We start from the raw sequence: 18769 nt of genomic DNA on the forward strand, positions 1-18769 counted from the left end.
GCCTCACACACCCACGGCGCGTTCCAGGTCTTCCAGCGAGCTGTCGAGGTGGCCGAGCAGCCGCTGCAGCCGCGGCACCGAGCGGCGGCAGCCGACCAGGCCGAAGTCGAGGTTGCCGGCGTTGCTGACCACGGTCATGTTCAGCGCCTGGCCGTCCAGGGCGATCGACAGCGGATAGTTGCCGTCCAGGCGGGCGCCCCGCCAGTACATCGGTTCGGCCGGACCGGGAACGTTGGAGATGACGATGTTGAACGGCGGCGGCGCCGTCGAGACGAAGCCGGGGATGGCCGTCAACGCCAGCGGCGCCATGTTGGCCGCCGACAGTGCCAGCGCCTGCGTGCGCGGCAGTTCGCTGAACACCTGCTTGTTGCGGCGCATCGATTCGCTGATGGTGGCGAGTCGTTCTGCGGGGTCGGCCAGATCGGTGGCGAGATTGCACAAAATAGTGCCGACCATGTTGCCGCCGGAATCGGCGTCGGCTTCGGTGCGAAGACTCACCGGAACCATCGCCACCAACGGATGCTCCGGCAGTGCCTGCCGTTCGTCGAGGTAGGCCCGCAGCGCCCCGGCGCACATCGCCAGCACGACATCGTTGACGGTCACCCCGGCGGCCCGTTTGATCGCAACGACGCGCTCCGCCGGCCAGGACTGTGCCGCACACCGGCGGGCGCCGCCGATCTTGACATTGAACATGGTGCGCGGCGCTTCGAACGGGAGCGTGAGCTGCTGCTCGAACAATGCCGCGCGCGCCAGCTTCACCGTCGAGGGACCCAGCGCCGCAACGCCTTTGACCAGCCCGGTCAGCTCACGAAGCCGGGACGGGGCATCGGAGCGCGGCCGCGACGGCGGCCGCATCGACCACGGGGCGCGCAGCTCGGGCTCTCGCGGATCGGCCGACAGCGTGCGGCGCAGCAACCGCAGCAGCGACACCCCGTCGATCAAGCTGTGGTGGATCTTGACGTACACCGCGAATCGGCCGTCGTTGAGACCCTCCACCAGGTGCGCCTCCCACAGCGGCCGGTGCCGGTCGAGCAGGCTGCCGTGCAGCAGCGACGTCAACTCCAGCAGGTCACGCACCCGGCCGGGAACCGGCAGCGCCGACCGACGCACGTGGTACTCGATGTCGACCTCGTCATCGAAGGCCCACCCGACGTTCGCGATCCCCCCGAGCAGGGTCGCCGGTCGTTTACGGAAGGCCGGCTGGAGATCGCGGGCGCCCAGCAGTCCCTGATAGATCTCGCCGACGAATTCCGGCCCGGCACCCTCCGGCGGCTCGAACAGCATCAGGCCACCGACATGCATCGGATGCTCGCGGCTTTCGGCCAGCAGGAAGACCGAATCGGTCGGTGACATCAACTGCATCGACCCATTACACCGCGACCGGCCGGCGGCCGCTTGCTTGCTAGTCTTTTCGGGTGCGTCGCCGGACCATCGTCTGCGTCGGCTTCACCGCGTGCTTAGTGGCGGCCGGCATCGGTGCGCCCGCTGCTCCCGCGAACCTCGATGTCGCCGGTAAGACGGTGTTTCTGGATCCCGGGCACGCCGGCGCGAACGACTCGTCGATCGCCCGGCAGGTCCCCAACGGACGCGGCGGCAGCAAGCCGTGCCAGACCAGCGGGACGGCCGCCGACGACGGCTATCCCGAGCACAGCCTGAACTGGGACGTGACCAACCGGATCCGCGCCACCCTCGACGGGATGGGCGTGCACACCGAACTCTCGCGTGCCGACGACACCTCGCCCGCCCCCTGTATCGACGCGCGGGCCGCCGCGGCCAACGCCGCACGCCCGGACGCCATCGTGTCCATCCATGCCGACGGCGGGCCGGCCTCGGGCCGCGGGTTCCACGTCAACTACTCCAGCCCGCCGCTCAACGACGCCCAGTCAGGTCCGGCGGTGCGGTTGGCCGGTGACATCCGCGACTCGCTGTCGTCCGCCGGCATCGCCACCTCCAGCTACCTGGGCGCCGACGGACTCTACGGTCGGGCGGATCTGGCCGGGCTGAACCTGGCCGAGTATCCGGCGGTGCTGGTCGAACTGGGCAACATGCGCAACGCCGATGACGCGGCCCTGCTGGGCAGCCCCGACGGGCGGGCGCGGTACGCCGCTGCCGTCACCAACGGGATCGTCGCCTTCCTCAGCGGGTGATGATGTCGAGTCAGCGCCCCGGCCGTTTGGCCAGAACGCTTTTCGGCGTGGCCTGCGTGATGCTGGCATTGACCGGCTGCGCGGACACCACGCCCACGGTGGTGACCGGTCGCGCAGTGTCGATGCTCTACAACCCCGGGCGGGTCGGCGGGTTACCGACCGCCGAGGGGCCCAGTGGCCCGCGTGGCGACGTCCCGCCGGTCACCGCCAGGGTGGGCAACAGCGACGGCGGCGAGATCGACCGACTGTCACTGTTTGCGATCGACGACATCGAGGAGTTCTGGACGCAGCACTACACCGACTCCCTTCGCGGACGCTTCGAGCCGGTGTCGACGTTGATGTCGTATGACTCGACCGACCCGAAGAGCCCGCCGGTGTGCGGCGGCGACGTCTACCACCTGCCGAACGCGATGTACTGCCGACGGGCCGACACCATGGCCTGGGATCGGGCCAAGTTCATGCCGACCGCCCGAAAGTACTTCGGCGACATGGCCATCAACGGGACGCTCGCCCACGAATACGGTCACGCCCTGCAGGCCATGGCCGACATCGTGAACCCGCTGACCCGAACCCTGGTGCGCGAACAGCAGGCCGACTGCTTCGCCGGGGTGTACCTGCAGTGGGTGGCCGCCGGCAAGTCGTCGCGCGCGACGTTGAGCACCGGCGACGGCCTCAATCACGTGCTGGCCGGGCTGATCGTGATCCGCGATCCGGTTTCGACGCCGGAAAATCCGGTGTCGATCTCCGACGAGCACGGCACCGCGCTGGACCGCGTCGGCGCCTTCCAGACCGGCTTCGACGGCGGCGCCGAGATGTGCGCCGCGATCGACATGGATGAGATCCGCAAGCGCCGCGGGAATCTGCCGCACGCGCTGTTCGATTCGGAGAACCCGCAGAGCGATCTGACCATCGACGAACACGTGCTGTCGACCCTGATGGAGCAATTGGGCCAGATCTTCGCGTTGTCCCGCCCGCCCGCGCTGGCGACGACCGGTAAATGTCCCAGCGGGCATCAGCCCGATCCGGTGGCCTACTGCCCGGAGTCCAACACCGTCGTCGTAAATCTGGCCGGATTGCAGGAGATGAGCGCACCCACCGACCAGTCGACACTGAGTCTGCCGCAGGGCGACAACACCGGGTTGTCGGCTGTCACGTCGCGGTATGCGCTTGCGGTGCAACGCGAACGCGAGGTCGGTCTGGAGTCGGCGGCCGCGGCGCTGCGGACAGCGTGCCTGACCGGGGTGGCCCAGCGCCGGATGGCCGAGCCGATGAGCTTGCCGTCGGGCCCGGGTCTGACGCTGGCCGGCGGCGACCTCGATGAGGCGATCACCGGTCTGCTGATGAACGGTGTGGTTGCCAGCGACGCCGACGACAACACCGTGCCGGCCGGATTCACCCGGATCCTGGCGTTTCGCTCCGGGCTGCACGGCGACATCGACGGCTGTTTCGAGCGGTTCCGGTGATGGTGGCGCGATGAACCGTCGAGAGGACCCACGCGATCCGGCAGAACGGCGGACCAGGCCGGTGCCGCGCCAGCCGCAGCGCCCACCCGCGCAGCCGCAGCGTCCAGCGTCGCCACCCCCGCGCCGGCCGGCGCCGCCGCCCCCGCAGCAGCCCTGGTATCTGGAGTTGCGCCGTCCCCCGGCGCAGCCGCCGCGGGTTCCGCCGCGGCAGCCCGCCCCCGGCCCGCGCCCGCCGATTCCGCCCACATCGGCATCGCCGCCGTATTCGCCGCGGTCTTCGGCGAAAAAGGCTGGGCCGCAACAGCCGTCGAATCGGATGCTGTTGGCCGCGGCGGCCGTCGCCGGAACACTCGTGCTGGCCATGCTGGTGACATTGGTGCTGCGCGGTGTCGCCGACTCCGGGCCGGTCGAACTCGATGTCGGCCACGCCCAAGACGGTGTCTGGCGGGTGCTCACCGATCCGGTCAACGGCTACGGGCGCGACGACGTGACCGACGTCCGCTGCAACAACGGCGTCAACCCCAGGGTGCGCAAGGGCGGAAGTTTCACCTGCACGGTCATCGTCGACGGCGTCCAGCGCCAGGTGCTGGCGGAGTTCGCCGACGACGCGGGGACCTACGAGGTCGATCGGCCGCGGTGAGGGCTGACCCGGAGCGGTGACTACCGAGCCTCCGGGGCTCGACCGGACATTCGGCAGTTTATTCGAGCGACGAGCGCACAAGTTGTCCATGTCAGGCATTCATCCGAACTACCATCGCTACGTGTCCCACCACGCCAACCATGCCCTGTTGCTTTCAGCTGCGATCAAAGAGGCGCGAGAGTCGTTCGCCAATTCCGGTATCCCGATTGGGGCCGTTCTGGTTAATTCAGCCGGCACGATCGTCGGCCGTGGCCACAATCTGCGCGTCCAGACGGGCGACCCCATCGCACACGGTGAGATGTCATGCCTGCGTAACGCGGGACGGCGTCGCGACTACCAGAGTTTGACCATGTACACGACACTCGCACCATGCATCATGTGCACCGGCGCCCTGTTGCTGTACAAAATACCGAGAGTAGTGGTCGGGGAATCCAAGACATTTCCCGGAGAAATCGACCTGCTACGCGCGAATGGCGTCGAGGTAAATATACTCGACGACGTCGAATGTATTGAACTGATGCGTGAATTTATCGGCACGCATCCAGATGTCTGGAATGAAGACATCGGAATCCCGTCGTGACGGAAACCGGCGAGGAGAGTTCGACGGTCGCCACCCCGCTATCCGCACGACCTGGCCTCAATCCTCGCCTCAAGAGCCGCCATTGTCATCACGACAGCGCGCACCCGAGCGTGCGCGCTGGTATGCCCGGCCCCCGGCATGTCGCGGACAGCCACGCCCGCTGGCGGGTTGGTTTGGCGGTGGCGGAGGGATTTGAACCCTCGGAGGGGGGTTACCCCTCACACGCTTTCGAGGCGTGCTCCTTAGGCCGCTCGGACACGCCACCGCGGGACAGCCTACCGAACGACGGTCCCGTCAGCCCAATCGCTGCCGGGCGAAGAACGCCTCCAGTGGTGCGGCGCACTCGGCCGCCAGCACGCCGCCGCGCACTTCCGGGCGGTGGTTGAGGCGGCGGTCGCGCACCACGTCCCACAGTGAGCCGACCGCCCCGGTCTTGGGTTCGAAGGCCCCGAACACCAGTCGCGCCACCCGGGCGGCCACCAGCGCTCCCGCGCACATGGTGCACGGCTCCAGGGTGACGGCCAGCGTGGCGCCGGTCAGCCGCCAGCCGTCGCCCAGCACCGCGGCGGCCTCCCGGATCGCCAGCAGTTCGGCGTGGGCGGTCGGGTCCCCGAGGGCTTCGCGGGCGTTGGCCGCTCGGGCCAGCACGGTGCCGTCGGGACCGACCACCACCGCGCCCACCGGGACGTCGCGGGGACCGGCCTGTCCGGCAGCCGCCAATGCCGCGCGGATCAGGTCCTCATCTGCGGCCGGGCCGGTCACCGACCGCGTCGCGGCAGCGCCGCGGTGAGCTGCTCGTCGAAGCCCATCTCGCTGGCGATCCGGTGCAGTTGCTCATCGACGGCCAGATCGGATTCGTCGAGGATGACGCCGAGCACCGCGGCGGGCAGCCCGATGTCGGACAGCAGGCCCAGATCGCCCTCTTCGAACGGGTCGGCATCCTCCAGGTCGTCGGCGTCGATGTCGGCGTCGAGCTCCTCGAGCACCTCGTCGGCGATGTCATAGTCGAGTGCGGCCGTGGCATCCGACAGCAGCAACCGGGTGCCCGCCGGGCCGGGCCGGATGATCACGAAGAATTCGTCGTCGACGTTGAGAAGTCCGAAAACCGCTCCGGCGCTGCGTAGTTCACGCAGCTCCGTCTCCGCCTTGGTAAGGCTGGTCAACGCCACCGCACGCATCGACGTGCAACGCCACTTGCCGTCTTCGCGCACAACAGCGACACCGAAGCCGTCCAGCGTGTCCGCCGGCCGGCCCTGTGTGGACGCGCCCTGTGCTCCCATGGCCGCCAACGGTAGTCGCCGTTCACGCCCTTGACCAGCGTGTGCCAACCTGGAGAGGTGGTGGCAAGTGCAGTGAAAACTCCGGTGTGTGTATTGGGGCTGGGCCTGATCGGCGGCTCGGTGCTGCGCGCCGCCGCGGCCGCCGGCCGGGAGGCGTTCGGTTACAACCGGTCGGCCGATGGGATGAACGCCGCGATCGCCGACGGCTTCGACGCCACCACCGAGCTGGAGACGGCGCTGACCCGGGCGGCGGAATCCGGCGCGCTGATCGTGCTCGCCGTCCCGGTGCCGGCGCTGCCGGCGTTGCTCGACCACATCCGTCGGCTCGCCCCCGAGTGCCCGCTGACCGACGTCACCAGCGTCAAGGCGTCGGTGCTCGACGCCGTCACCGCCGCCGGGCTGCAGCACCGCTTCGTCGGCGGACACCCGATGGCCGGCACCGCCCACTCGGGCTGGCCGGCCGGGCACGCCGGGTTGTTCGAGGGCGCGCCGTGGGTGATCAGTGTCGATGACCACGTCGACCCGGCGGTGTTCGCAGAAGTGCTCGACCTGATCCTGGACTGCGGCTCGATCGCGGTGCCGGCCCGCTCCGAAGAGCACGACGCGGCGGCGGCAGCGATCTCACACCTGCCGCACCTGCTGGCCGAGGCGCTGGCGGTCACCGCCGCCGACGTGCCGCTGGCGTTCGCGCTGGCGGCGGGATCGTTCCGGGACGGCACCCGGGTCGCCGGGACGGCCCCGGAGCTGGTGCGGGCGATGTGTGAGGCGAACTGGCTGCACCTGCTGCCGGCGCTGGACCGGGTCATCGAACTGCTGGGTGACGCGCGGGATTCGCTGTCCGCCGCGGACTCGGTGGCCGAGCTGGTCAACCATGGCCATGCCGCCCGGACCCGCTACGACAACTTCCCGCGCCACGAGATCGTCACCGTCGTGGTCGGGGCGAATGACTGGCGCCGGGAGCTGGCCGCGGCGGGCCGGGCCGGCGGGGTGATCAGATCCGCGTTGCCAACCCTGGATAGTCGATGACGAACCCGTCCTCGTCGACGGTGATGGTGGTGCCGTCGCGGTCGGTGCCCGGGGTCAGGATCGTGATACCGGCCTCGGTGCTGCGGTAGCTGGCCTCGGCCGCGACCACCGACATCTCCGGAAGCCACAGATAGACCGTCGGGAGCGCCACGGCGGCCGCCCGCTCGTGCAGCCGGGCCCGCCGGATCGGCAAGGTGTTGAAGAACGGGCTGAACACCACGTCGATGTCCAACGCCCCGTCGTAGGCGGCGCGTGACTGCCCGCGGGAGTCGGTGATCAGCCACATGTTCTCTTCATCGCGGGCGATCACCAGCTGGCGGTCACGTTCGGCCACTGTGACGGTGACTCCCAGCCGTTTGGTGGCTCCGGACTCGTCGGTCGCCAGGTCGTAGTAGGCGCTGAAGGCCGGATGGGCGTCGGTGGCACCCGCCACGATCCGGCCGTTGGCCTTGATGCGGTTACCGGACAGCTGCACCCGCACCGATTCCATACGCGGGGCGTCGGGCGCCCGCCAGGTCAGGATCGCCGGCCACGAGCCGGACGGGGCTGCGCTCACCGGACTACCGTAAGCGACCGGTCGGCGATCCGCAGCCTCACACCCCCTATTCGGAAACTGCCCAGAACACGGTCATAACCGTTTCAGAACCGGCAAGATGGAAACCATGAGCAGCGACCACACCGTGCCAGTCGACCCATCTCCGGGTGAACCCGGTGCACCTCCGCCAGGTGCTGCGATGCCGTTCACCCGCGCCGGGGCACTGTGGAGCGCCCTGATCGCCGGTTTCCTGGTGCTGATCGTGCTGTTGGTGTTCGTCACCCAGAACACCGATCCGGTCGACCTGCGATTCCTGGCGTGGCAGTGGAGTCTGCCGCTGGGGGTGGCGATCCTGCTGGCGGCCGTCTGCGGCGGACTGGTCACCGCGCTGGCCGGCACGGCACGCATCTTCCAGTTGCGGCGCGCCGCCAAGAAGTCGCTCGCCGCCCGGCGGTAGCCGGCAACTAACCCGTTGCTTCGGCGGCGTCGTTGCCGGGCAGCCGGGATTGGTTGCGTGGCAGCAGGTCCCAAACATGTTCGGTGCCGTTGGTGGATGCCACCGCGGCCTGCCCGGACCGCGAATACAACAGCCGGGTCACCGACACGTAGTCGATCGGGAACGACAGCAGCCGCGCGGTGCCCAGGATCTGGTGCAGCACCACGTTGATCACGCCGCCGTGGCTGAACACCGCCACGGTGTCGTCGGCGTCGGCGGCGGCCACCACGTCGGTGACAGCGGCGGCCACCCGGGCACAGAACGCGCTCTCGTCGACGTCGCCGGGTAGGTGACCCTGCGACATCCGGGCCCAGTCCTGCGGGCGCTCGGTGCGCAACTGCTCGATGGGCAGATAGCCGGCCATGTCCCGGTCGTACTCGGCGAACCGCTCATCGATGTCGATGGCCATGGCGCGCCGACGGGCCAGCGGTTCAGCGGTCTGCACGGCCCTGCGCTGCGGGCTGCTGACCAGCCTGGTGATCGGGTAGCGCTGCAGCGCATCGGGCAGGCGCAGCGCCTGCTCGAGTCCGATCTCGGACAGCTCGGGGTCCGACCCCTGGCCGTATTCGCTGCGCAGCGGGAGCGCGTGACGGATAAGCAGCAATTGCACGCTGCCATCCTAGGTGGCGCCGGTCACGAGGCGGCGGCGTCGCGAGGGCGCTAGCGGTGTCTAGCTGCGCCGCTTGAACGGGTTCAGCGCGCCCAGCGCGTCGAGCAGCCGGGTCGGCCAAGAGCGAGGAGCCACCCTGTCCTGCGTCTGCTGCGCCTCCTGGGCGTAATCCTGAATGGATTCGTCGCCTTCTTCCGCACGCACGGGTCTCACTCCTCCGGTGGGTCTTCGGGCACCAGCCGCTCCGGTGTCTCTTCGGGGGCCAGCCGTTCGGGCGGGTCCGCGGGGACCAGCCGTTCGGGCGGGTCCTCGGGCACCCGCCGAGGCGGCGGCTCTTTCGGCGTCCCCGGTTCGGGGGGCAGCTCGGGATTCATCTGCGTCGCCTACCCGGCGGGCGGCGGGGGCAAACCCGCGGGGCGAGGGTGCGCAGTTGTACGTCAAACCGCGGCGTGTTGCCGGGCAAACACGCACGCTCGCGGGGGGTGGAGGGGGTGGAGGGGGTGGAGGGGGTGGATGGGGTGGAGGGGGTGGAGGGGGTGGAGGGGGCGCACTGACTACAGCGGGAGGCGGACGGTGAACTCGGTGTGGCCGGGTCTGCTGGTCACCGCGATGGTCCCACGGTGCGCGCGGACCACCGCCGAGGCGATCGCCAGCCCGAGCCCGGTGCTGCCGCCCTTGCGGGACCGGGAGGTGTCACCCCGGGCGAACCGTTCGAAGATCTCCGGCTGAAATTCCGCCGGGATGCCCGGACCGTCGTCGGTCACGCTGAGCACCGCCTCGGCGCCGTCGACACCGAGTCGGGTGGTCACCACGGTTCCGGCGGCGGTGTGCACCCGGGCGTTGGCGAGCAGGTTGGTCAGCACCTGATGCAGCCGGGCCGGATCGCCGGGCACCGTCACCGGCTCCTCGGGCAGGTCGAGTTCCCACTGGTGATCCGGGCCGCCGACATGAGCGTCGCTGACCGCGTCGACCGCCAGCCGCGACAGGTCCACCGGCTCATGTTCGAGCGGCCGCCCGGAATCGAGCCGGGCCAGCAGCAGCAGATCCTCGACCAGCTGGGTCATCCGCTGGGTCTCGGACTGCACCCGGCTCAGGGCGTGCGCCAACGATTCGGAGTCGACGCCGTCGGCCACCGGGATCCGTTGCGCCAACTCGGTGTAACCGCGGATCGCGGTCAGCGGGGTGCGCAGCTCATGGCTGGCGTCCGCGACGAACTGGCGCACCCTGGTCTCGCTGGCCTGCCGGTTCGCCAACGCCGCGGCGATGTGGTCGAGCATCCGGTTGACCGCGGCGCCCAGTTGGCCGACCTCGGTGCGCGGGTTGGTGTCGGACTCGGCGACCCGCACCGGCAGCGTCGCCTCCCCGCGGTCCAACGGCAGGTCGGCGACTTCGCCGGCGGTCTGCGCGACGCGACGCAGCGGGGCCAGCGCCCGCCGGGTGACGACACTGCCGGCCGTGGCCGCGGCGGCCACCGCCACCAGGGTGACCAACCCGAAGATCAGCAGCACCCGCACCATGGTGGCGTCCACGGCCGCCAGCGGCAGCCCGATGATGATCGTCTCCCCACCGTGGCGGGCGTTCGTCGCCACCAACCGGTAGCGGCCGACACCGTCGAGCCGCCGGGTGACCGGCGCCGGCTCAGCGACGATACCGGCCAATTGCGTTGTCGCCGAAACACTCAGCTCCTCACGCGAACCGGAGGTGCTCAGACAGCCGGCGTCGGTGATCCGGTCCTCACCGTCCGCCGAGTCCGCCACCGCGCCGACCATGCCGACCGGCTGGCCGGGAGCGTCGAGGAAGTCCGGCCCCGGCCCCGGCCGCGGTCGATGGCGGGGTCGGTGCCCGGGCGGTGCCGGCGGCTGGCCGTGCAGCCGCGCCGAACGGCGCGCGGCGTCAGACAGTTGATGGTCGAGTTGGCTGACCAGGTACTGATAGAGCGCCAACTCGGTCACGGCGCCGATACCGAGGCAGGCCACGGTGAGCAGCGCGACCTGGCCCGCGAGCAGTCGCGCCCGCAGCGACCAGCTGCGGCGGGTATCGGCGCGCAGCGATTCAGCCGGCCGGCTTGAGGACATACCCGGCGCCGCGCAGCGTGTGGATCATCGGCTCTCGACCGTTGTCGATCTTCTTGCGCAGATAGGAGATATAGAGCTCGACGATGTTGGCCCGGCCGCCGAAGTCGTAATCCCATACCCGATCCAGGATCTGCGCCTTGGACAGCACCCGCCTGGCGTTGTGCATCAGGTAGCGCAGCAGCTCGAATTCGGTGGAGGTCAGGGTGATCGGGTCCCCGCCGCGCGTCACCTCGTGGGAGTCCTCGTCGAGCACCAGGTCGCCGACCACGATCTGCGCCCCGGCCTCGGCGGTGCTGACCCCGGTGCGCCGCAGCAGCGCCCGCAACCGCAACACCACCTCTTCGATGCTGAACGGCTTGGTGACGTAGTCGTCGCCGCCGGCGGTCAGCCCGGCGATGCGGTCCTCCAGCGCGTCCTTGGCGGTCAGGAACAGTACGGGCAACCGCGGGTTGATCTCCCGCAGTTTGCGCAGGACGTCCAGCCCGCTCATGTCCGGCAGCATCACGTCGAGCACCACCACGTCGGGGCGTTCGGCTTTGGCCGCGGCGATCGCCGAGGTGCCGTCGCCCGCGGTCGCGGTGGTCCAGCCCTCGTAGCGCAGTGCCATCGACACCATCTCCGCGAGCACCGTCTCGTCGTCCACCACCAGCACGGTGATGGGCTTACCGTCGGCGCGCGCCATCACGACACGTTCCACCGATCCCCGTGGCGCAGTCATCGCGTTCCAGTATGTCGCCGGCGATGGGTCTTGCCTGTATCGACACTATGGCGGCGCTGTGAACCGATATCGTCGGTGCATGGCCCGCACCCCGCAGGAGATCTTCGACCACCACCTCCACGCACTACTCACCCGCGACGTCGACGACTTGCTGATCGACTACACCGACGACTCGGTGCTGATCACCGCCGCCGGCGTCGCAACGGGCCTCGACGGCATCAGGGCGGCGTTCAGCCAGCTCTCGGACGCGCTGGCCTCCGCGGTGTTCGACATCAAGTCGAAGACCTACCACGACGAGATCCTGCTGCTGGAGTGGACGCTGGATTCGCCGGGGTTCCAGGTCGACGGCGTGGACACTTTCGTGTTCGGCGACGACTCGATCCGGGTGCAGACCATCTCCCAGCTGGCACGCCCCAAGGGCTGAACACCGCATGGATCTGGCACCGGTAGCGCAGTGGATGTCCGACCGGCAGCTCGGCGAAGGCCCGCTGTCCGACGTCACGGAACTGTCCGGCGGCACCCAGAACGTGATGTTGCGTTTCACCCGCTCGGGCCGAAGCTATGTGCTGCGACGCGGGCCGCTGCACCTGCGACCGCGCAGCAATGACGTAATGCTGCGGGAGACCCGGGTGCTGGCCGCGCTGGCCGACACCGACGTGCCCCACCCGGGGTTGATCGCGGTCTGCGACGACCCCGCGGTGCTCGGTGACGCGGTGTTCTACCTGATGGAGCCGATCGACGGGTTCAACGCCAGCGGCGAGCTGCCCGAGTTGCACGCCAACGACCCCGCGGTGCGCTACGAGATGGGGCTGTCGATGGCCGACGCGCTGGCCAAGCTCGGCGCGGTCGACCATGTCGCGGTGGGGCTGGCCGACTACGGAAAGCCGGACGGCTTCCTGGAACGCCAAGTGCCGCGGTGGCTTTCCGAGCTGGACTCCTACCGGCAGTTCGAGAACTACCCCGGGCCCGAGCTGCCCGGCCTCGACGAGGTCGCCGACTGGCTGCAGCGCAATGTGCCGGCGTCGTGGCAGCCCGGCATCCTGCACGGCGACTACCACGCGGCCAACGTGCTGTTCTCCCCCACCGGGCCGGAGGTCGCGGCGATCGTGGACTGGGAGATGTCGACGATCGGGGATCCGCTGCTGGACCTGGGCTGGCTGCTGGCCACCTGGCGCCAGGACGACGGATCCAGCGTGTTCAGCCACACCCTGACCGGGATGGACGGCCTGGCCTCCACCGACGATCTGGTGCAGCGGTACGCCAAGGGCAGCTCCCGCGACCTGTCGCACATCGGCTGGTATGAGGTGATGGCCAGTTTCAAGTTGGCCATCGTGATCGAGGGAACGCTGGCGCGGGCGTCGGCGGGCAAGGCGCAGCAGGAGGTCGGCGACCAATTGCACGAGGCCGCGGTGTGGCTGTTCGAGCGGGCGCAGGCCCTGATAGCGAGCAAGACATGACGGATCACCTCGACGGGAGCGACGCGATCGACGAGATCGACAGGATTGTTCAGGCCGACACCCGCCGGCTGGTCGACATCTTCAAGGACCTGCACCGCAACCCCGAGTTGGGCTTCGAAGAGGTGCGCACCGCGCGGATCGTCGCGCAGGCGCTGGGCAACCTCGGATTCACGGTGACCACCGGCATCGGCCGGACCGGCGTGGTGGCCGTGCTGGCCAACGGCCCCGGCCCGGGGCCGGTGGTGATGTACCGCGCCGACATGGACGCGCTGCGGGTGCCGGAGGCCACCGGCCTGGACTACGCCAGCAGCGACCCCTCGCTGGGGCACATGTGCGGCCACGACGCGCACGTGACCTGGATGCTGGGGATGGCCAAGGTGCTGGCCGAGACCACCGGCTCCTGGTCGGGAACCGCGGTGCTGATCGGTCAGCCGGCCGAGGAGTTGATCGCCGGCGCGGCGGCCATGGTCGACGACGGCCTCTACGACGTGGCCCCGCCTCCGGACTCGTTCATCGCCCTGCACACGGCGCCGGTCCCGGTGGGCATGGTGGCCGCCGCGGGCGGTGAGCGGATGGCCGGCACCGACCAGCTCGAGATCGTGTTCCACGGCGTCGGCGGACACGGGTCGCTGCCGCAACTGGCCAAGGACCCCGTGTTGATGGCCGCCCAGGCCGTCGTGCAGTTCCAGGGCATCATCAGCCGCAGCATCGCCCCGAGCGAGGGCGCCGTGCTCACCGTCGGCTCGGTGCAGGCCGGCACCACCTATAACGTCATCCCGGACCAGGCGCGGCTGTTGGTCAACCTGCGCTGGTACAACCCGGAGGTTCGCGAGCAACTGCTCAGCGGGATCCGGGCGATCAGCGAGGGCCTCGCGCACAGCTTCGGCTTGCCCGACGCGCTGCTGCCCGTCATCACCATGGGCGGCGGTTCCACCCCGCTGGTCAACGACGCGGATCTGACCGGCCGGCTGGCCGCCGCCCTGCGCGGTGCGCTCGGAGAGCACAACATCATCACCGAGCTGCCCGCGGTCTCGGCATCGGAAGACTGCCACCTGCTCAAGGGGCCGCACCGCGACGTGCCGCTGGCCTACTTGATGGTGGGTGTCGCCGATCCGCAGGTGTACGCCGAGGCGGCCGCGCGCGGTCAGCTGTTCCCCTACACCCCGCACTCGCCCGATTATGTCGTCGACCTCGCCGCGATCCCGGTGGGCGCCCGGATCGCGAGCCGGGCGATGCTCGAGCTACTGGCGACGGGTTAGGTTCTGCGACAGTTTCCGTACTTCCGTTATGATCGAGTGGTTGTGCAGTCTACGAATACGAGCTAAGGTTTATTGCTGTGGACGATCGTCACAAAGACCCAACCGTGGTGCTGCCCTACCTTGTCGGCAGGCCGCTTGGCGCGACCGAGGTCTACGAGGCATTCGGTTACCGCAAGTCGGCCTACTACAAGGCGGCGCATGAGGGCCGGCTCATCAGTGCCGACAATCTGATTCGGGTTGCCAGGTACTTCGGGTTGAACCCCGTTGACCTGCAAGTCCGGTTCGGATTGATCGAGCATGATGCCGTCACCGAATATCTGGACTCGTCGTCGCGGCCGCTGCGCCTCGGTGATCTCAAGGCGGATCTGGACAAACCGCCGGTCTAAGCGGAACCACAGGAAGTACCGTCGACGCATGACGTCGGCCTTCATCGGTGCCACCGTGCTGGTGGGGTTCTACAGCCTATGGGTGCGCCGCGAAACCTGGTGGTCGCGCTGGGAGATCGGCATCACTCTGGCGATCGCGCTGGAGGTCTGCGCAGTGGTGCTGATGTCACCGTGGGCATCGGCAGTGCTCGGCCCGACGATGCACAGCGTCACCCGGATATGGAACGTCCAGCAGTTGGTCGGCCACATCTGCTTCATCGTGGCGATCGCGGCCAACATCTATCACGTGCTGCCCCGGCTGGCGGACTTCGGCCGGGTCCGGCCGTTGTTCCGCCGACACGTGGCACGGCCCGTGCGGTTCGGTCTGGTGGCGTTGGTGGCGGCCTTCGTGGTCGCCGACGCCGATTACCGCCCGGACGGTCTGTCGACCGGCAACGACACCGGCGCCTGGTCCGAGATCTACTGGCTGCTGTTCTGCGGAATGCTGATCTACCTCTCCGGCTACGCGACACGGCTGCTGCTGATGGTGCGATCCGATCCCCGGGCCCGGGAGACCGTGGAGCTCTACACCGCCTCGGCGGCGTTTGCAGTGGCCGGCCTGGTCGCCCAGCTGAGCACCACGTGGACCAACGCCGATGCCAGCCCACTGGTCTGGCCGTGCGCATGCATCTCGGTGGTCATCTTCGCCTACGGCTCTGCCCGCTCATGGCAGGCGAAGGCGGCGTGGTTCGCTGCCCGCACTCGACCGGTCAAGGAGCCCAACCCGCCGCCGGCGCTTTCGTGAGAGCGTGTGATGACGTCGGGATTCATCGCCGCCACGTTGGCGCTCATCGCTTACAGCTCTTGGATACGTCGCGATACCTGGTGGTCGCGGTGGGAGATCGCCGCCTCGCTCGCACTGGTGCTGGAAGGCGCTGCGCTGCTGTTGATGTCGCCGTGGGGCGCCCCCGTCTTCGGGCCGGTGCTGTACCGCGTTCTGGGGACGTGGAATGTTCAGCAGATGCTCGGCCACTTCTGCCTGATCGTGGCTGTCAGTGCGAACGTGTATCACATGCTGGTGCGACTCGCCGATCCCGATCAGGTGCGCTCGATCATGCGCCGCCACCTGATGCCGCCGGTGCTGCTCGGCATCGGGCTGATGGCACCCTCGTATCTGCTCGCCGACCAGGAGTACCACCCGGACATGTTCGCCGCCGCAAGCAATGATCCCTGGCTGACCGTCTACAAACTGGTGGGCTCCGCCCTGGTGATCTACCTCAGCGGCTACGTCAGCCGGCTGATGCTGATGCTGCGGAAGGATCCGCGGGCCAAGTCCACCATCGACCTCTACCTGGTGTCGATGACATTCGCCACCGCGGCCTGTCTGATCGTGGTCGGTGCGGCATGGGGCGGCCGTGCCGATGCCGGTCCGGCGATCTGGGCCTGCATCTGCTTGTCGGTGGGAACCTTCGCGTTCGGGTCGGCGCGATCGTGGCAGGCCAAAAGCGCATGGTTCACCTCGGGGGGCGGCACGGCGATCGGCGCGCAATGACGTCGGCGTTCATCACCGCCACACTGGCGGTGATCCTGTACAGCCTGTGGGTTCGTCGCGACACCTGGTGGTCCCGGTGGGAGGCCGCCGCCACCTTCGCCATCGCGACGGAGGGATGCGCACTGGTGTTGCTGTCGCCGTGGGCCGGCGCCGAACTGGGGCCGCGGCTGTACCACTGGCTGGGGCTGTGGAACGTCCAGCACCTGCTCGGCAGCCTCGTCCTGATCATGGCGGTGATCGCGAACATCTACCACATGATGGTGCGACTCGCCGATCCCGACCAGGTGCGGCCGCTCATGCGTAAACACCTCCAGCTGCCGCTGGGGGTGGGCATCGCGGTGCTGCTGGTCACCTTCATCAAGCTCGAGCGGGGCCATGAGCCCGACATGTTCGCCAACCTGGCCGGCAACGGCTGGTGGCTGACCGCCTACGAGGTGGCCGCGTGCTGGATCGTGCTCTACTTGAGCGCCTACGTCGGCCGGCTGATGCTGGCGCTACGCCACGATCCCCGCGCAAGGACCACGGTCAACCTGTACCTGGCGTCGATGTCGTTGACGGTGGTGGCATGCCTGATCGCGATCGTCTCGATCTGGGCCGGCGGCTATGCCGGGCCGGCGATCTGGGGCTGCATCTGCCTATCGGTGATGATCTTCGCCTACGGGCTGGCGCGATCCTGGCAGGCCAAGCAGGCCTGGTTCTCGCCGGGCGCCTCCGCGCCGAGATGATCGGGGGGCGCTCGTCGGGTTGACGCTGCACTCAGGGCGGTGGCTACCGGCGCTTTCTCGCCGTAGCCGCAGCGTCAACGGAGGAAAATGAGTGCGCCCGAAGGGATTCGAACCCCCAACCTTCTGATCCGTAGTCAGATGCTCTATCCGTTGAGCTACGGGCGCCTGTCTTCAATTGTTCGGTCGAGCAAGCCCGGCCGTGGCGGAGGCGAGAGGATTTGAACCTCCGGTCCCCCGTTAAGGGGACAACTCATTAGCAGTGAGTCCCATTCGGCCGCTCTGGCACGCCTCCTCGAACTTGTCGAGGGTACCGGATCGATGCCCGAGCTTCTAAACCGCGGTTCATACGGCCCACATATGCTGTGGTCCGTGACCGTCCGCCTGCGCCCCGAGATCGCCGCACTGCCGGCCTACGTCGAGGGCAAGACGGTACCCGGATCGATCAAGCTGGCCAGCAACGAGACGGTGCTGGAGCCGCTGCCCAGCGTGGTCAAGGCCGTCGAGGCCGCCCTGGCCGGCATCAACCGCTACCCGGACAACGGCTACGCGACGCTGCGCGCCCGGCTGGCCAGCCACGTCGGCTTCGCCCCCGAGCAGGTGGCGGCCGGCTGCGGGTCGGTGAGCCTGTGCCAGCAACTCATCCAGATCAGCTCCGGCGCCGGCGACGAGGTGGTGTTCGGCTGGCGCAGCTTCGAGATCTACCCGTTGCAGGTGCGCACCGCCGGCGCCGTCCCCGTACAGGTGCCGCTGCGTGATCACACCTATGACCTGGACGCGATGCTGGCCGCCATCACCGAGCGCACCCGGCTGATCTTCATCTGCAATCCGAACAACCCCACCTCCACCGTCGTGCACCCCGACGCGCTGGCGCGGTTCGTGGCGGCGGTGCCGCCGCACATCCTGGTCGCCATCGACGAGGCGTACGTGGAGTACATCCGTGACGGCCTGGCGCCCGACAGCCTGGGCCTGGCCCGCGACCACCCCAATGTGGTTGTGCTGCGAACCTTTTCCAAGGCCTACGGGCTGGCGGGCCTGCGGCTGGGCTATGCGGTCGGTGATCCGGAGATCATCACCGCACTGGGCAAGGTCTACGTGCCGTTCACCGTGTCCAGCGTGGCGCAGGTCGCCGGGATCGCCTCGATGGACGCCGGTGACGAACTGCTGGCCCGCACCGACGCGGTGGTCGCCGAGCGGGCCCGGGTCGCCGCGGCGCTGCGTGACGCCGGGTTCGAGCTGCCGGATTCGCAGGCCAACTTCGTGTGGCTGCCGCTGGCGGCGCGCACCGCGGACTTCGTGGCCGCCGCCGCGGACGCCCGCATCGTGGTACGCCCCTACGGCCAAGACGGGGTCCGGGTGACCATCGGCGCGCCGGAGGAGAACGACGCGCTGTTACGGTTCGCTCAGGACTGGATCTGACGAGGAGATCTATGCACGCCACCGCAACCGCCACTGTCGCCGCGCCCGCATCCCGGGTGTGGGAGGTGCTCTCCGACTACGAGGGCATGTCCTCCTGGGCTCCCGGTCTGAAGATCACCGTGGTCCGGCCCGGGGCCCCCGAGCCCAACGGCGTCGGCGCCCAGCGGCGCATCCAGGCGGTGCCGGGGATGGCACCCCTGGTGGAGGAGATCACCGTGTTCGATCCCGACCACCGGCTGACCTACCGGGGGGTGTCGGGCATCCCGTTCCGCAACTACGTCGGCGACGTGGTGCTGCGCCCCGAGGGTTCCGGCACCCAGATCAGCTACACCGTCAGCGCCGACAACGGCCTGCCCGGGGTGGCCTCGGTATTGGCCAACGTGTTGCTGTTCGGGCTCAAGCGGGCCGTCAAGAAGGCTGGATGA

At 69.0% G+C, this 18769-nt stretch carries 24 protein-coding genes and 3 tRNA genes; 15 read left to right on the forward strand and 12 right to left on the reverse strand.

The genetic code is table 11. The annotated features are described in order from the left end of the window. Positions 1-3 precede the first annotated feature (3 nt). Positions 4-1362 carry a wax ester/triacylglycerol synthase family O-acyltransferase gene (locus ACAG20_RS12280; protein ID WP_370492702.1) on the reverse strand — a complete coding sequence of 453 codons (1359 nt, stop codon included), beginning with the start codon at positions 1360-1362 and terminating at the stop codon, positions 4-6. Between the two features lie 53 nt (positions 1363-1415). Here ACAG20_RS12280 and ACAG20_RS12285 point away from each other — a divergent pair, with 53 nt between their 5' ends. The 4 genes from ACAG20_RS12285 to ACAG20_RS12300 all read left to right on the forward strand — a co-directional run bounded on the left by ACAG20_RS12285 (position 1416) and on the right by ACAG20_RS12300 (position 4830). Next, on the forward strand, positions 1416-2147 hold the full coding sequence (locus tag ACAG20_RS12285; protein ID WP_370492703.1) for an Rv3717 family N-acetylmuramoyl-L-alanine amidase: 732 nt from the start codon (positions 1416-1418) through the stop codon (positions 2145-2147). Continuing rightward, positions 2147-3610 (forward strand): neutral zinc metallopeptidase, encoded by a 1464-nt coding sequence (locus tag ACAG20_RS12290; RefSeq protein ID WP_370492762.1) that lies wholly within the window; start codon positions 2147-2149, stop codon positions 3608-3610. Before ACAG20_RS12285 ends, ACAG20_RS12290 begins: the two co-directional genes overlap by 1 nt. Before the next feature lie 10 nt (positions 3611-3620). Beyond that, positions 3621-4250: a DUF4333 domain-containing protein gene (locus ACAG20_RS12295; RefSeq protein ID WP_370492704.1), complete on the forward strand. Its 630-nt coding sequence runs from the start codon at positions 3621-3623 to the stop codon at positions 4248-4250. A gap of 121 nt (positions 4251-4371) precedes the next feature. Continuing rightward, the gene (locus ACAG20_RS12300) at positions 4372-4830 is read left to right on the forward strand and encodes a nucleoside deaminase (protein ID WP_370492705.1); all 459 of its coding nucleotides are present in this window, start codon (positions 4372-4374) and stop codon (positions 4828-4830) included. Between the two features lie 174 nt (positions 4831-5004). On the opposite strand, the gene ACAG20_RS12305 is transcribed toward ACAG20_RS12300, so the two are convergent. The 3 genes from ACAG20_RS12305 to ACAG20_RS12315 form a co-directional block, all read right to left on the reverse strand. Then, positions 5005-5095, reverse strand: a tRNA-Ser gene (locus tag ACAG20_RS12305). Between the two features lie 29 nt (positions 5096-5124). Next, entirely contained in the window at positions 5125-5592 is a 468-nt protein-coding gene (locus ACAG20_RS12310) for a nucleoside deaminase (protein WP_112688760.1), read from the reverse strand. Beyond that, on the reverse strand, positions 5589-6110 hold the full coding sequence (locus tag ACAG20_RS12315) for a tRNA adenosine deaminase-associated protein (protein WP_041319077.1): 522 nt from the start codon (positions 6108-6110) through the stop codon (positions 5589-5591). The genes ACAG20_RS12310 and ACAG20_RS12315 overlap by 4 nt, the downstream gene beginning before the upstream one ends. A gap of 84 nt (positions 6111-6194) precedes the next feature. On the opposite strand from ACAG20_RS12315, the gene ACAG20_RS12320 reads away from it, so the two are divergent. Further along, positions 6195-7136 carry a prephenate dehydrogenase gene (locus ACAG20_RS12320; RefSeq protein WP_370492763.1) on the forward strand — a complete coding sequence of 314 codons (942 nt, stop codon included), beginning with the start codon at positions 6195-6197 and terminating at the stop codon, positions 7134-7136. On the opposite strand, the gene ACAG20_RS12325 is transcribed toward ACAG20_RS12320, so the two are convergent. Further along, positions 7102-7692, reverse strand: a complete 591-nt coding sequence (locus ACAG20_RS12325; RefSeq protein ID WP_370492706.1) for a putative glycolipid-binding domain-containing protein — start codon at positions 7690-7692, stop codon at positions 7102-7104. The genes ACAG20_RS12320 and ACAG20_RS12325 overlap by 35 nt on opposite strands. A 106-nt stretch (positions 7693-7798) precedes the next feature. Between ACAG20_RS12325 and ACAG20_RS12330 the strand changes: the two genes are divergently transcribed. Then, positions 7799-8128: a lipopolysaccharide assembly LapA domain-containing protein gene (locus tag ACAG20_RS12330; RefSeq protein WP_112688768.1), complete on the forward strand. Its 330-nt coding sequence runs from the start codon at positions 7799-7801 to the stop codon at positions 8126-8128. A gap of 7 nt (positions 8129-8135) precedes the next feature. Here ACAG20_RS12330 and ACAG20_RS12335 read toward each other — a convergent pair whose 3' ends face one another. The 5 genes from ACAG20_RS12335 to ACAG20_RS12355 form a co-directional block, all read right to left on the reverse strand. Further along, a complete protein-coding gene (locus ACAG20_RS12335) occupies positions 8136-8777 on the reverse strand; it encodes a histidine phosphatase family protein (RefSeq protein ID WP_112688766.1) in 642 nt (213 codons plus the stop codon). Between the two features lie 60 nt (positions 8778-8837). Further along, a complete protein-coding gene (locus ACAG20_RS12340) occupies positions 8838-8981 on the reverse strand; it encodes a hypothetical protein (protein WP_165825098.1) in 144 nt (47 codons plus the stop codon). Between the two features lie 5 nt (positions 8982-8986). Then, positions 8987-9151, reverse strand: coding sequence for a hypothetical protein (locus ACAG20_RS12345; protein ID WP_165825099.1), 165 nt, complete (start codon positions 9149-9151; stop codon positions 8987-8989). Positions 9152-9331: 180 nt separating this feature from the next. Then, a complete protein-coding gene (locus tag ACAG20_RS12350) occupies positions 9332-10852 on the reverse strand; it encodes a sensor histidine kinase (protein ID WP_370492707.1) in 1521 nt (506 codons plus the stop codon). Next, positions 10830-11534: a response regulator transcription factor gene (locus ACAG20_RS12355; protein ID WP_370492764.1), complete on the reverse strand. Its 705-nt coding sequence runs from the start codon at positions 11532-11534 to the stop codon at positions 10830-10832. The genes ACAG20_RS12350 and ACAG20_RS12355 overlap by 23 nt, the downstream gene beginning before the upstream one ends. A 115-nt stretch (positions 11535-11649) precedes the next feature. Between ACAG20_RS12355 and ACAG20_RS12360 the strand changes: the two genes are divergently transcribed. From ACAG20_RS12360 to ACAG20_RS12390, 7 genes are all read left to right on the forward strand, one after another. Beyond that, on the forward strand, positions 11650-11994 hold the full coding sequence (locus tag ACAG20_RS12360) for a nuclear transport factor 2 family protein (RefSeq protein ID WP_370492708.1): 345 nt from the start codon (positions 11650-11652) through the stop codon (positions 11992-11994). Between the two features lie 7 nt (positions 11995-12001). After that, on the forward strand, positions 12002-13027 hold the full coding sequence (locus ACAG20_RS12365; RefSeq protein ID WP_370492709.1) for a phosphotransferase family protein: 1026 nt from the start codon (positions 12002-12004) through the stop codon (positions 13025-13027). Continuing rightward, complete coding sequence (locus ACAG20_RS12370; RefSeq protein ID WP_370492710.1) at positions 13024-14286, forward strand: amidohydrolase; 1263 nt, start codon at positions 13024-13026, stop codon at positions 14284-14286. Before ACAG20_RS12365 ends, ACAG20_RS12370 begins: the two co-directional genes overlap by 4 nt. Positions 14287-14363: 77 nt before the next feature. Further along, positions 14364-14672: a hypothetical protein gene (locus tag ACAG20_RS12375; RefSeq protein ID WP_370492711.1), complete on the forward strand. Its 309-nt coding sequence runs from the start codon at positions 14364-14366 to the stop codon at positions 14670-14672. A gap of 28 nt (positions 14673-14700) precedes the next feature. Continuing rightward, on the forward strand, positions 14701-15456 hold the full coding sequence (locus ACAG20_RS12380; RefSeq protein WP_370492712.1) for a hypothetical protein: 756 nt from the start codon (positions 14701-14703) through the stop codon (positions 15454-15456). A 6-nt stretch (positions 15457-15462) separates the two neighbouring features. After that, positions 15463-16203, forward strand: a complete 741-nt coding sequence (locus ACAG20_RS12385; RefSeq protein ID WP_370492713.1) for a hypothetical protein — start codon at positions 15463-15465, stop codon at positions 16201-16203. After that, positions 16200-16928, forward strand: coding sequence for a hypothetical protein (locus ACAG20_RS12390; protein ID WP_370492714.1), 729 nt, complete (start codon positions 16200-16202; stop codon positions 16926-16928). Before ACAG20_RS12385 ends, ACAG20_RS12390 begins: the two co-directional genes overlap by 4 nt. 92 nt (positions 16929-17020) lie before the next feature. On the opposite strand, the gene ACAG20_RS12395 is transcribed toward ACAG20_RS12390, so the two are convergent. Then, positions 17021-17093 (reverse strand) — tRNA-Arg (locus ACAG20_RS12395). 35 nt (positions 17094-17128) lie between these two features. Further along, a tRNA-Ser gene (locus ACAG20_RS12400) sits at positions 17129-17220 on the reverse strand. Positions 17221-17297: 77 nt separating this feature from the next. On the opposite strand from ACAG20_RS12400, the gene hisC reads away from it, so the two are divergent. Next, on the forward strand, positions 17298-18344 hold the full coding sequence (gene hisC / locus ACAG20_RS12405; protein WP_370492715.1) for a histidinol-phosphate transaminase: 1047 nt from the start codon (positions 17298-17300) through the stop codon (positions 18342-18344). An 11-nt stretch (positions 18345-18355) separates the two neighbouring features. Next, positions 18356-18769, forward strand: coding sequence for an SRPBCC family protein (locus tag ACAG20_RS12410; RefSeq protein ID WP_370492716.1), 414 nt, complete (start codon positions 18356-18358; stop codon positions 18767-18769).

The organism is Mycobacterium sp. pW045 (assembly GCF_041287085.1).
Taxonomy (GTDB): domain Bacteria; phylum Actinomycetota; class Actinomycetes; order Mycobacteriales; family Mycobacteriaceae; genus Mycobacterium; species Mycobacterium algericum_A.